Here is a 14,388-nt window from a genome sequence, read left to right on the forward strand (position 1 = left end):
CGAGAGAGTGTGCGAGCCGGTCAGGACGCGCCGAGCCGGCGGTCGATGAACGCGAACAGCTCGTCGTCGCTGGCTTCGTCGAGCGTTTCGGTGACCGGCGCGGACGCCCCGGTCACCTCGGCCCACTGGCCGGTGAGTGCCTTCAGCCGGGCCGCGACGCCGTCCCGCACGGCCAGTTCGGCGACCTCGTCGGGCAGTAGGGCGGTGAACGCCTGCTCCAGCCGGGCCAGTTCGTCGAGCAGTCGCGGGGTGCGGGCCGGGGCGAGCGTGCTCAGCAGGTGGTCGGCGAGAGCGCGCGGCGTCGGGTAGTCGAAGGTGAGCGTCGCCGGCAGGCTGAGCCCGGTGGCGGCGTTGAGGCCGTTGCGCAGTTCGACAGCCGCGAGTGAGGTGAACCCGAGGCCGGTGAACTCCAGGTCCGGGTCGACGGTGTGCGCTCCCCCGTCGCCGATCGTGGCCGCCACCTGGGTGAGGACGACGGTCAGCACCGCCTCGCTCCGGGCGGCCGGATCGGTCGAGGCGATCTGCTCGGCGAGCGTACGGTCGGGTCCGCGTCGGGTGGTGCGGCGCTTCGGCGCCTCCCGCAGCAGGCCGCGTAGCACCACCGGCACACTGGCCGGGGTGGCCGTCGGGTCGAGTCGCAGCGGCACCAGGGCCGGCTCGGCGGCGCCGAGGCTCAGGTCGAACGCGGTCAGGGCCTGCGCCTCGGTCATCGGCAGGACGCCGGTGCGGGCCATCCGGGCCAGGTCGGCCTCGGTGAGGGTGGCGGCCATGCCGGCGGCCCACGGCCCCCAGGCCAGAGAGGTGCCGGGCAGGCCGGCCCTTCTGCGGTACGCGGCGAGCGCGTCGAGGAACGTGTTGGCGGCCGCGTAGTTGCCCTGCCCCGGTCCGCCGACGACGCCGGCCGCCGAGGAGAACAACACGAACGCTGTCAACTGCCGGTCCCGGGTCAGCTCGTGCAGGTGCCAGGCGGCCTCGGCCTTGGGGCGCAGGACGGTGGCGAGGCGGTCCTCGGTCAACGCGGTGACCACTCCGTCGTCGAGCATCCCGGCGAGGTGGACGACAGCTGTCAGGTTGGTGAGGCCGTCGAGTACCTCGGCCAGCGCGGTGCGGTCGGCGGCGTCGCAGGCGACCACTGTCGCGGTGGCTCCGGCGGCGGCGAGGTCGCGCACCAGGGTGTCGGCGCCCGGGGCGTCCGGGCCCTGCCGGCTGAGCAGCACCAGGTCGGTGACGCCGTGCCGGGTGACCAGGTGGCGGGCGACGACCCGGCCGAGTCCACCGAGGCCGCCGGTGACCAGCACGGTGCCGGTGCCCAGTCCGGCGGTCTCGTCGCTGCCCGTCGCGTACGGCGTGAGGACGGGGGTGAAGACGCCGTCCACGCCGATGGCGATCTGGGACTGCTCGGCTGCCGCTGCGGCCTGGATCTCCGCCTCGCCGGTGCCGGGCTCGGCGTCGACGAGCGTGAACCGGCCGGGGTGCTCCGACTGGGCGGCACGGACGAGACCCCAGACGGCGGCTCCGGAGAGGTGGGTGATGTCGCCGTGGGTGGCTCCGGCGGTGACCACTGTGAGACGGGTGTCGGTGTCGACGGCCGACTGGAGGGCGGCGAGCGTGCGGGCGGTCGCGGTGCGCGTGGCGGCCACGGGGTCGGTGCCGTCCGCCGGGATCCGCAGGATGACGGTGTCGCGGTCGCCGGTGGCGGGCAGGTCGATCGGCGTCCAGTCGAGGCGGTGCAGCACCGACGGCGGCGCGTACGCCCGCAGCCGCAGGGCGGCCACGGAGACGACCGGGTCGCCGACGGCGTCGGCCAGCGTGACCTGGATGGCGTCGCTGACGCTCAGACGGACCTGGCCGGCGGTGACGCCGGGCTGGTGGACGGTGACGCCGGACCACGCGAACGGCACCTTGGCAGCGCCGTCGCCGGTCTGGTCGTCGAGGCCGAGAGCGTGCAGGGCGGCGTCGAGCAGGGCCGGGTGGATGCCGTAGCCGTCGACGCCCACGTCGTCGGGGAGCACGACGTCGGCGTGCACTGTGCCGTCGGTGTCGCGCCAGGCGGTCCGGACGCCCTGGAACGCCGGCCCGTAGTCGAGGCCGCGCCGGAGCAGCTCGTCGTAGAGCCCGTCCACGTCCAGTGGTGCCGCGGCGGCCGAGCGGCCCACCGGGACGACTGGCGTCTCGTCGGGGGGTGCGAGGGTGCCGGTGGCGTGGGCGGTCCAGTTCGTACCGTCGGTGCTGGCGTGGATGGTGACCGGCCGGCGGCCGTCGTCGGTGGCCGGGCCGACCCGCACCTGGATCTGGGCACCTCCGTCGTCGAGGACGAGCGGGGCGGCGAGGACCAGGTCGTCCAGCCGGTCACCGGTGCCGGCCGCGAGGGCGGCCTCCACGAGCGCGGTGCCGGGGACCAGGAGGGCGCCGTCGACCCGGTGGTCGGCGAGCCACGGCACTGTCGCGACGGACCAGTGGCCGGTGAGGACGCGTTCCCCGCTCGCCTCGGCGAGGGTGATCGCGGTGTCGAAGAGCGGGTGGCCGGTGCGGTCGCGGCGCTCGGCGGCCGGGCCGGCCGGCCAGTAGCGGCGGTGCTGGAAGGCGTAGGTGGGCAGGTCGACCAGCCGTCCGCCGGGGTGGCACGGCGCCCAGTCGACAGCGACGCCGCGCACGAAAGCCTGCGCGAGGGCGGTCAGCAGCGTGGCAGGTTGGTCGCGGTCAGAGCGTTGCACTGGTACGAACACCGCGTCGGTGACGCAGTCCGCACCCATCGCGGACAGGACCCCGTCGGGGCCGATCTCCACGAACGTGCTGACACCCAGGCTCTCCAGTGTGGCAATGCCGTCGGCGAAGCGGACCGCTTCGCGGACGTGCCGCACCCAGTAGGCGGCATCCTGTGTCGACGCGACCTGTCCGGTCACGTTGGACACGACGGGGATGCGCGGGGACTCGTAGGTGAGGGTTTCGGCGACCTGGGCGAACTCGGCCAGCATCGGCTCCATCAGCACGGAGTGGAACGCGTGGCTGACCCGCAACTGCTTCGACTTGAAACTCGCTGCCACGGCCGCCACCTCGTCGGCAGCACCAGACAGCACCACCGAGCGGGGGCCGTTGATCGCGGCGATGCTCACCCCGTCGGTCAGCAACGGCAGCACCTCTGCCTCGGTGGCCCGCACCGCGACCATCACCCCACCGGCCGGAAGCGCCTGCATCAGGCGGCCCCGGGCGGTGACCAGCGTCGCCGCATCAGCCAGGGACAGCACCCCGGCCACGCGCGCGGCGGCGATCTCACCGATCGAGTGCCCCACCAGGAAGTCCGGGGTGACCCCGAACGACTCGACGAGGCGGAACAACGCGACCTCGACGGCGAACAACGCCGCCTGGGTGTAGACGGTCTGGTCGAGGTCGTCACCCTGGGCGATGACCTCGCGGATCGGCCGATCGAGGTGCCGGTCCAGCTCGGCGCAGGCCGCGTCGAACGCCTCCGCGTACACCGGGAACGTGTCGTAAAGATCCAGGCCCATGCCCGGTCGTTGCGAACCCTGGCCGGAGAAGACGAACGCGAGCTTGCCGTCGACCACGTCACCGGTCACCAGACCGGCATCGGTGCGGCCCTCGGCGAGCGCTTCCAGGGCGTCCGGGCCGAACACCACAGCCCGGTGCGGGAACGCGCCGCGCGTGGTGAGGGTGTGCCCGACGTCGGCGGGGTCCAGCGCGGGGTGGGTCTCCAGATGGGTCAGCAGCCGGGTGCCCTGGTCGCGGAGACCGTCGGGGGTGGTCGCGGTGAGCGGCCAGACCGCCGGCCCGCTGCCCGCGTGTCGGGGCACGGGTGTCGGTTCGGGGGCGGCTTCCAGGATGACGTGGGCGTTGGTTCCGGAGACGCCGAACGAGGACACCGCAGCGCGACGCGGGCGGCCCGGCACTGTCCACTGCCGTTCCTCGGTGAGCAGCGAGACCGCTCCGGCCGACCAGTCGATGTGCGGGGACGGGTCATCGGCGTGCAGGGTGCGGGGCAGGATGCCGTGCCGCATCGCCTCGATCATCTTGATGATGCCGGCGACACCGGCGGCAGCCTGGGTGTGGCCCATGTTCGACTTGATCGAGCCGAGCCACAGTGGTTGGTCGTCCGGGCGGTCCTGGCCGTAGGTGGCGAGCAGCGCCTGCGCCTCGATCGGGTCACCGAGCACGGTGCCGGTGCCGTGCGCCTCGACGGTGTCGACGTCGGCGGTGCTCAGGCCGGCGCTGGCCAGCGCGGCGCGGATGACCCGCTGCTGGGCGGGGCCGTTGGGGGCGGTCAGGCCGTTGGAGGCGCCGTCGGAGTTGACGGCGCTGCCCCGGATCACGGCGAGGATCGGGTGGCCGTTGCGGTGGGCGTCGGAGAGGCGTTCGACAACGAGCATGCCGACGCCCTCGGACCAGCCGGTGCCGTCCGCCCCCGCACCGAAGGACTTGCAGCGGCCGTCGGCGGAGAGCCCGCGCTGACGGGAGAACTCGATGAAGGTGCCCGGGGTGGCCATGACGGTGACGCCACCGGCGAGCGCCATGGTGCACTCGCCGGTGCGGATCGCCTGGACGGCCAGGTGCAGCGCCACCAGCGACGACGAGCAGGCGGTGTCCACGGTGACCGCCGGGCCTTCCAGCCCGAAGGTGTACGCGATCCGGCCGGAGATGACGCTGCCCGCGTTGCCGATACCGAGCAGACCTTCGACGGCGTCGCCGTCGGGGTCGAGGCGGGACACGTAGTCGTGGTACATGACGCCGGCGAAGACACCGGTGCGGCTGCCGCGTACGGTCGCCGGGTCGATGCCGGCCCGTTCGAAGGCCTCCCACGAGGTTTCCAACAGCAGCCGCTGTTGGGGGTCCGTGGCGAGGGCCTCGCGCGGGCCGAGCCCGAAGAACGGGGCGTCGAAGTCGGCGGCGTCGGCGAGGAAGCCGCCGGACCGGGTGTACGAGGTGCCGGGGTGATCCGGGTCGGCGTGGTAGAGGCGGTCCACGTCCCAGCCTCGGTCGGCGGGGAAGTCGCCGATCGCGTCGCTGCCGGTCTCGACGAGTCGCCACAGGTCCTCGGGTGAGCTGATTCCGCCGGGGTAGCGGCAGGCCATGCCGACGATGGCGATCGGCTCGTCGGCGTGGCCGGACGCGGCGACCTCCGGGGTGTCGGGACGGTCGGCGCCGATCAGCGTCTCGTGCAGGTGGGCGGCGAGGGCGGCCGGGGTCGGGTGGTCGAAGACGAGGGTGGCCGGCAGCCGCAGGCCGGTCGCGGCGTTCAGGCCGTTACGGAGCTCGACGGCGGCGAGCGAATCGAAACCGGTTTCCTGGAACGCCTTGCCGGGGGCGACCGCCTGCCCCGAGCCGTGGCCCAGCACGCTCGCGACGTGGGTGCGGACCAGGTCGAGGAGGACTTCCCGTTGGTCGGCCGGACGCAGTGCCGCGAGTCGCCGGACCAGGGAGTCGTCGCCGGTGGCGGCCCGCGCGGTGCCCCGTCGCGTAACTCGGATGAGGTTGCGCAGCAGCGGGTGGACGGTGGCCGGCGCGTGACGGCCGGAGGTGAGCCGGAGGGGGACGACAGTGGTGTGTTGGCCGGCCGCGTCGAAGAGCCCGAGACCGTCCTCGGGTGTGATCAGGGCGAGGCCGCCCCGGCTGAGTCGCTGGACCGCGTCCGGGTCCAGGTCGGCGGCCATTCCGGCGGCCCACGGCCCCCAGGCGAGCGACGAGGCCGGCAGGCCGGCCTGGTGGCGTAGGTCGGCGAGGGCGTCGAGGAAGGCGTTCGCGGCCGCGTAGTTGGCCTGGCCGGGGCTGCCGAGCAGACCGGCAGCCGAGGAGAACGTCACGAAGGCGGTCACTGGGTGCCCGGCGGTGAGTTCGTGCAGGTGCCAGGCGGCGTCGACCTTCGGGCGGAGCACCGCGGCGAGGCGTTCGGGGGTGAGCGCGGTGACCACACCGTCGTCGATCACCCCGGCGATGTGCAGGACCCCGGTCAGGCTGCCGGCGCCGTCGATGGCGGCGGCGAGGGCGGCGCGGTCGGCCAGGTCGCAGGCCAGGACGGTGCTCGTCGCGCCGAGTTCGGCGAGCTCCGCGGTCAGGTCGGCGGCCTCCGGGGCGTCCGGGCCACGGCGGCTGAGCAGCAGCAGGTCGGTGACGCCGTACCGGGTGACCAGGTGGCGGGTGAGCAGCCGGCCGAGGGTGCCGAACGCGCCGGTGACCACTACCGTGCCGGTGCCGAAGTCGTGACCGTCTGCGGGTTCGGTGACCCGGGCCAGGCGGGGTGCGCGCAGCATGCCGTCGCGGACGGCGATCTGCTCCTCGCCGGTGGCGAGGACGGCGCCCAGGTGGTCGTCGCCGTCGGTGTCGACGAGCAGGAACCGGCCGGGGTTCTCGGTCTGGGCGCTGCGGACCAGACCCCAGACGGCCGCACCGGCCAGATCGGTGACCGCGTCGTCGGGGCCGCTGGCGACCGCGCCGCTGGTGACGACAGCGAGTCGGATGTCCCGCTCGACGGCGTCGCGCAGCGCGGCCAGGACGGCGGTGGTGGTGGCATGGGTGGCGGTGACCGGGTCGTCGGTGGCGGTGGCGGGTACGCGCAGCACCTCGGTCCCGGTGCGGTCGGAGGTGCCGGGTGCCTCGACCGGAATCCAGTCGAGCCGGTGCAGGCCGTCGGTGTTGGCGGTGCGCTCGGCGTACCGGCGCAGCACCAGGGAGTCGGCGGTCAACAGGGTCCGCCCGAGGGTGTCGGTGAGGTGGACGCTGACGGCGTCGGTGCCGGCGTCGGCCAGCCGCACCCGGGCGGTCACCGCGCCGGAGGCCCGCAGTGTGACGCCGGACCAGGCGAACGGCACCCGGGCCTGACCGTCGTCGTCGCCCAGGACGCCGAGGCCGAGTGGGTGCAGGGCGGTGTCCAGCAACGCCGGGTGTACGCCGTACCTGCTGCCGTCCACTGAGGTGGGCAGCTCCACCTCGGCGTGGACGGCACCGTCGGCGTCCAGCCAGGCCTGGCGCAGCCCGCGGAACGCGGGACCATAGTCGAGACCTCGACGGCGCAGGGCGTCGTAGAGACCGGTGGTGTCGATCGCGTCAGATCCGGCGGGTGGCCAGGTGGTCGGCGTGGCCTCGTCGAGGGTTTCGGCGGTGCTGAGGGTGCCGGTGGCGTGGGTGGTCCACCGGCTGCCGTCCGGGCTGGCGTGGACGGTGACGGTGCGACGGCCGGAACCGTCGTCGGCGCCGGTGCGGACCTGGACCTCGATCCGTTGCTCGCCGAGCACCAGCGGGGCGGCCAGGACGAGGTCGTCGACGCGGTCACAGCCGACCTCGACGCCGGCGGCGAGGGCGAGTTCGAGCAGCGCGGTGCCGGGGACGACGACGTCGCCGGCGACCTGGTGGTCGGTGAGCCACGGCAGGGCGGTCCGCGACCAGCGGCCGGTGAAGATCCGTTCGTCGCTGTCGCCGGCGAGGGTGAGCGTGCCGCCGAGCAGCGGGTGGTCGACGGCGTCGCCGTTGCCGGTCACCGTGGCGGCGGGCCAGTAGCGCTGGTGCTGGAAGGCGTAGGTGGGCAGGTCGATCAACCGCCCGCCGGTCAGGCAGGGCGTCCAGTCGACAGCGACGCCGCGCACGAAAGCCTGCGCGAGAGCGGTCAGCAGCGTGGCAGGTTGGTCGCGGTCAGAGCGTTGCACTGGTACGAACACCGCGTCGGTGACGCAGTCCGCGCCCATGGCGGACAGCACCCCGTCCGGGCCGATCTCCACGTACGTGCTGACCCCGAGGCCTTCCAGTGTGGTGATGCCGTCGGCGAAGCGGACCGCTTCCCGGACGTGCCGCACCCAGTAGGCGGCGTCCTGCGCCTCGGCGACCTGCCCGGTCACGTTCGACACGATCGGGATGCGCGGCGACTCGTAGGTCAGCGTCTCGGCAACCTCGGTGAAAGCCTTCAGCATCGGCTCCATCAACACCGAATGGAACGCGTGACTGACCCGCAACCGCTTCGACTTCTCGAAGTGCGCTGCTACATCGGTGACCTCGTCGGCCACACCGGACAGCACGATCGACCGCGGGCCGTTGATCGCCGCGACCGACACCCCGCCGGTCAGCAGCGGCAAGACCTCCGCCTCGGTGGCCCGTACGGCGACCATGACACCGCCGACCGGCAACGCCTGCATCAACCGGCCCCGGGCGGTGACCAGCCTCGCCGCGTCGGCCAGGGACAGCACCCCGGCCACGTGCGCGGCGGCGATCTCACCGATCGAGTGCCCGACGAGGTAGTCCGGCGTTACCCCGAACGACTCGACCAGGCGGAACAACGCGACCTCGACGGCGAACAACGCCGCCTGGGTGTAGACCGTCTGATCCAGGTCGTCGCCGTCGGCGATCACCTCACGGACCGGCCGGTCGAGGTGGCGGTCCAGTTCGGCGCAGGCCGCGTCGAACGCTTCCGCGTACACCGGGAACGTGTCGGCCAGTGCCAGGCCCATGCCCGGTCGTTGCGAACCCTGGCCGGAGAAGACGAACGCGAGCTTGCCGTCGACCACGTCACCGGTCACCAGGCCGGCATCGGTGCGGCCCTCGGCGAGCGCCTCCAGGGCGTCCGGGCCGAACACCACGGCCCGGTGCGGGAAGCTGCCGCGTCGGGTGAGGGAGTGGCCCAGGTCGACCGGGTTCGCGTCGCGGTACGGCAGCAGCCTTCCGGCCTGGGCGCTCAACGCGCCCGGCTCGGCGGCGCCCAGGGTCCACGGCACCGGCAGGGCAACCGGCGTCGGCGGCGCGGTCTGGGGTTCCGGCGTCGGGGGCGCTTCCAGGATCGCGTGGGCGTTGGTGCCGCTGATACCGAAGGAGGACACGGCGGCGCGGGCTGGACGGTCCGCCTCGGGCCACGGCTGCGGCTCGGTCAGCAGCGACACCGCCCCGGAGGCCCAGTCGACGTGCGGGGTGGGTTCGTCCACGTGCAGCGTGCGGGGCAGCACCCGGTGCCGCATCGCCATGACCATCTTGATGATCCCGGCGACGCCGGCCGCCGCGACGGTGTGCCCGATGTTCGACTTGACCGAGCCGAGCCAGAGCGGCCGACCGGTCGGGCGGTCCTGCCCGTACGCGCTGAGCAACGCCTGCGCCTCGATCGGGTCACCGAGCCGGGTGCCGGTGCCGTGTGCCTCGACAGCGTCCACGTCGGTCGGGGCGAGGCCGGCGTCGGCCAGCGCGGCCCGGATGACCCGCTGCTGGGCGGGGCCGTTCGGGGCGGTCAGGCCGTTGGAGGCGCCGTCCTGGTTCACGGCGGTGCCCCGGACCACGGCGAGGACGCGGTGGCCGTTGCGGACGGCGTCGGAGAGCCGCTCGACCAAGAGGATGCCCGCGCCCTCGGACCAGCCGGTGCCGTCCGCGCCCGCTGCGAACGACTTGCAGCGGCCGTCGGCGGACAGGCCCCGCTGGCGGGAGAACTCCACGAACGCGTCCGGGCTGGCCATCACCGTGACGCCACCGGCCAGCGCGAGGGAGCACTCACCCGACCGTAGCGAGCGGACGGCCAGGTGCAGCGCCACCAGCGACGACGAGCAGGCGGTGTCCACGGTGACGGCCGGGCCCTCCCAGCCGAGGGTGTACGCGATCCGGCCGGAAGTGACACTTGCCGCGGTGCCGGTGAGTCGGTACCCCTCGACCCCGTCGGCGATCTGGTCACCGGTGCCGTAGCCGGAGAAGGACGCTCCGACGAAGACACCCGCGGGTTCGCCGCGCAGGCCGGCGGGGTCGATACCGGCCCGCTCGACAGCCTCCCACGCGGTCTCCATCAGCAGTCGCTGCTGCGGGTCCATGGCCAGCGCCTCGCGCGGTGAGATGCCGAAGAACGCCGCGTCGAAACCGGCGACGTCGGCGACGAACCCACCGGCGCGGGTGTAGGAGGCGCCGGGCTGGTCCGGGTCGGGGTCGTAGAGGGCGTCCAGGTCCCAGCCACGGTCGGCGGGGAACCCGGCGATCGCGTCGGCGCCGGACTCGACGAGACGCCACAGGTCCTCGGGTGAGCCGACGTCGCCCGGGTAGCGGCAGGCCATCCCGATGATGGCGATCGGCTCGTCGGTAACACCGGCGGACGGTGCGACGGTCTGCGCAGCGCGTTCCGTCCCGGACAGCAGGGTGTCCAGTTCGGCGGCGAGGACGGCGGCGTACGGGTAGTCGAAGGCGACGGTGGTCGGCAGGCGCAGGCCGGTCGCGGCGGCGAGGCGGCTGCGCAGCTCCACAGCGGTCAGCGAGTCGAAGCCGAGTTCCCGGAAGGGGCGGTCGGCCGGGACGGCGTCGGCGGAGTCGTGACCGAGGACTGCGGCGGCCTCGCTGCGTACCAGGTGCAGCAGGTACGCGCGGCGCTCCTCGACGGTACGGCCGGCCAGCAGGTCGGTGGCCGGGCCGGTGGACTGCGGCTGCTCCTCGACGTCGGTGAGCAGCGGGCTGAGCAGGGGGCTGTTGCGTCGTACCGTGAAGGCGGGTCCGAAGCGTGACCAGTCCACGTCGGCGACCACCACTGTGGTGTCGCCGGCGGAGACGGCGTGGGTCAGCGCGGCGATGGCGCGGGCGGGGTTCATCGCGGTGACGCCGCGCCGCGCGAGCTGGGCGGAGACGCCGGCGTCGGCCATGCCGCCGCCGGCCCACGGGCCCCAGGCGATGGCGGTGGCGGGGCGGCCCTGGGCGGCCCGGCGGGCGGCGAGGGCGTCGAGGTACGCGTTCGCGGCGGCGTATCCGCCCTGGTCCCCGCTGCCCCACACGCCCGCGATGGACGAGAAGAGCACGAAGGCGTCGAGTTCGTCGCCGAGGAGTTCGTCGAGGTGCCGGGCACCGAGCACCTTCGCGGCGCCGAGTTCACCGATCTCGGTGGGGTCCAGTCCGGCCAGTGGGGTCAGGTGGGCGACGCCTGCGGTGTGCACGACCGAACGGACCGGGGTGCCGTCCGCGCGGAGCGTCGCGACGAGGGCGGCGAGGGCTTCGCGGTCGGTGACGTCGCAGGCTACGGCGGTGATGTGGCAGCCGGTCCCGGCCAGGTCGGCGGTCAGTGCGTCCAGGCCGGGGGCGTTCGCGCCCCGGCGGCTGACCAGGACGACCCGCTCGGCGCCGTTGTGCGCGGCCCAGCGGGCGACGTGGGCGCCGAGCGCGCCGGTGCCGCCGGTGACCAGGACGGTGCCGGTCGGCTGCCAGGGTTCGGTGGCCGCCGGGGCGGGGGCGCGGTCGATGCGACGGGCGTGCAGGCCGTCGGCACGGATCGCGACCTGGTCTTCTCCGGTGCTCCCGGCCAGGACGGCGATGAGCTGGTCGGTGACGTCGCCGGTCAGGTCGACGAGGCCGCCCCAGGTGTCCGGGTGTTCGAGGGCGGCCACCCGGCCGAGGCCCCAGATCGCGGCCTGGGCGGGGTCGGGTGCGATGTCGTCGGTGCCCGTGGTGACGGCTGCGGTGGTGACGGTCCAGATCGGCGCGGTGATCCCGGCGGTGGCCGCCGCCTGGACCAGGGCGAGCAGGTCGGCCGTGGCGTCGAGATCGCCGGTACGCGAGGGCACGTGGAGGATGCCGGCCACCTCGTCGCTGAGGTGCCTGGCGCTGCCGATCTCCGGGGTGGCCCCGTGTCGGGTCAGCAGGTCGTGCAGCTGTTGCGCGGTCGGGTCCGCCGGGTCGGCGACGATGCGCCACACCCCGGCGAGGGTGCCGACGGGTGGGGCGTCGACGGGCTGCCAGGTCTCCCGGTAACGCCACTGGTCGGGGGTGTCGCTCGTGGGTTTCGGCAGGTCCGGCCAGTAGTAGCGGCGTTGGAAGGCGTAGGTGGGCAGGTCGATCGTGCGGGCGCCCGGGTGGCACGGCGTCCAGTCCACGGCGACGCCGCGTACGAAGGCCTGCGCGAGGGCGGTGAGCAGCGTGGCAGGTTGGTCCCGGTCGGAGCGTTGCACGGGTACGAACACCGCTTCGCTGACGCAGTCCGCGCCCATCGCGGACAGGACCCCGTCGGGCCCGATCTCCACGAACGTGCTGACGCCAAGGGCTTCCAGTGTGGTGATGCCGTCGGCGAAGCGGACCGCCTCGCGGACGTGCCGCACCCAGTACGCGGCGTCAGGTGTCTCGGCGACCTGCCCGGTCAGGTTCGACACGATCGGGATGCGCGGCGACTCATAGGTCAGCGTCTCGGCGACCTCGGTGAAAGCCTCCAACATCGGCTCCATCAACACCGAGTGGAACGCGTGGCTCACCCGCAGCTGCTTCGACTTCTCGAAGTGCGCCGCCACCGTCGTGACCTCGTCGGCGACACCGGAGAGGACGACCGAGCGGGGGCCGTTGATCGCGGCGATGGTCACGCCGTCGGTGAGTAGCGGCAGCACCTCGGCCTCGGTGGCCCGTACGGCGACCATGACGCCGCCGGTCGGGAGGGCCTGCATGAGGCGGCCTCGGGCGGTGACCAGCGTCGCCGCGTCGGCCAGCGACATGACCCCGGCGACGTGCGCGGCGGCGATCTCACCGATCGAATGCCCGACCAGGTAGTCCGGCCTGACGCTGAACGACTCCACCAGGCGGAACAACGCGACCTCGACGGCGAACAACGCCGCTTGGGTGTAGACGGTCTGGTCGAGGTCGTCGCCCTGGGCGATGACGTCGCGGATCGGCCGGTCGAGGTGCCGGTCCAGTTCGGCGCAGGCCGCGTCGAACGCCTCCGCGTACACCGGGAACGTGTCGGCCAGCGCCAGGCCCATTCCCGGCCGCTGGGAGCCCTGACCGGAGAACACGAACGCGAGGGGGCCACGGGAGACGGTGCCTCGCACCACGCCAGCCGCGCCGCGACCCTCGGCGAGCGCCGTCAACGCGGCGAGCCGTTCCGCCGGGTCGGTGCTGGTGATTGCGGCGCGGTGCCGCAGGCCGGCGCGGGTGGTGGCCAGTGAGTGCGCGACGTCGCCGGGGTCGGCATCGCTGTCGGTGAGGTGGCGGGCGAGGCGGGCCGCCTGGGCGTGCAGGGCGGCGTCATCGTGGCCGGAGAGCAGCAGCGGCGCCGGGACGGTGGCCGGCTCGCGGCCCGCCTCCTCGTCGCCGGCCGGGGCCTGCTCGACGATGACGTGGGCGTTGGTCCCGGAGACGCCGAAGGCGGAGACACCCGCTCGCGCCGGCTGGTCGCCGGACAGCCAGGGGCGGGCCTCGGTGAGCAGCTCCACCGCACCGGCCGACCAGTCGACGTGCGGGGTGGGCGCGTCGACGTGCAGGGTCTGCGGCAGCGTGCGGTGCCGCATCGCCATGACCATCTTGATGATCCCGGCGACACCGGCGGCGGCCTGGGTGTGGCCGATGTTCGACTTGATCGAGCCGAGCCAGAGCGGGTCGCGCTCCCCTCGGTCACGGCCGTACGTGGCGAGCAGCGCCTGCGCCTCGATCGGGTCACCGAGGACGGTGCCGGTGCCGTGCGCCTCGACCACGTCCACGTCGGCGCCGGTCAGCCCGGCGTTGTCCAGGGCGGCCCGGATGACCCGCTGCTGGGACGGCCCGTTCGGTGCGGTGAGGCCGTTGGACGCGCCGTCCTGGTTGACGGCGGTGCCCCGGATGACGGCGAGCACCTGGTGGCCGTTGCGGCGGGCGTCGCTGAGACGTTCCACCAGCAGCAGGCCGACGCCCTCACCCCAGCCGGTGCCGTCGGCGGCCGAGGCGAAGGACTTGCAGCGGCCGTCCGCCGCGAGGCCGCCCTGCCGTTCGAACTCCTCGAACGCGCCGGTGGTGCACATGACTGTCGCGCCGCCCGCCAGCGCCATCGTGCACTCGCCCTGCCGCAGCGACTGGACCGCCAGGTGCAGCGCGACCAGCGAGGACGAGCAGGCGGTGTCGACGGTGATGGCCGGGCCTTCGAGGCCGAAGAAGTACGACAGGCGGCCGGAGACCACGGCTGCCGCGTTTCCGGTCAGCAGGTGACCTTCGTCGGCGATCGGCGTCCGCATCAGGACCGACGCGTAGTCCTGGGTGTTGGAGCCGACGAAGACGCCGACCTGGCGGCCGCGCAGCGACAGCGGGTCGACGCCGCCGCGCTCCAGGGCCTCCCAGGCGGTCTCCATGAGGAGCCGCTGCTGCGGGTCCATGGCGACGGCCTCGCGCGGCGAGATGCCGAACAGCGCCGCGTCGAACTCACCGGCCGCGTCGAGGAACCCCGCCGGGCGGGCGTACGAGGCGGCCGGGTCCCAGCCACGGTCGTCCGGGAAGCCCGACAGGGCGTTGGCGCCGTCGGCGACGAGTCGCCACAGGGCCTCGGGCGAGTCGACGCCGCCGGGATACCGGCAGGCCATACCGACGACAGCGATGGGTTCCCGCTGCGCCTCGGTGAGCCGGCGGTGCTGGTGGCGCAGACGCTCGTTCTCCTTCAGGGAGGAGCGCAGTGCCTCGACGAGCTTGTCGCTGGAGGTGGCCATCATGAGCTCCGCACGTCGG

Annotated in this window: 1 protein-coding gene; it reads right to left on the minus strand. The window is 73.8% G+C overall.

Annotation, left to right across the window (positions count from 1 at the left end; translation table 11 throughout):
• Positions 1-20: 20 nt before the first annotated feature.
• On the minus strand, positions 21-14,369 hold the full coding sequence (locus FHU34_RS33805; RefSeq protein ID WP_244311757.1) for a type I polyketide synthase: 14,349 nt from the start codon (positions 14,367-14,369) through the stop codon (positions 21-23).
• Positions 14,370-14,388: the final 19 nt, after the last annotated feature.

The organism is Micromonospora taraxaci, assembly GCF_007830095.1.
In the GTDB taxonomy this organism is placed as follows: Bacteria; Actinomycetota; Actinomycetes; order Mycobacteriales; family Micromonosporaceae; genus Micromonospora; species Micromonospora taraxaci.

What these genes read in the sequence shown, in the direction of transcription:
- FHU34_RS33805 (WP_244311757.1), bottom strand. Translation starts at nt 14,369, where the DNA reads ATGGCCACCTCCAGCGACAAGCTCGTCGAGGCACTGCGCTCCTCCCTG.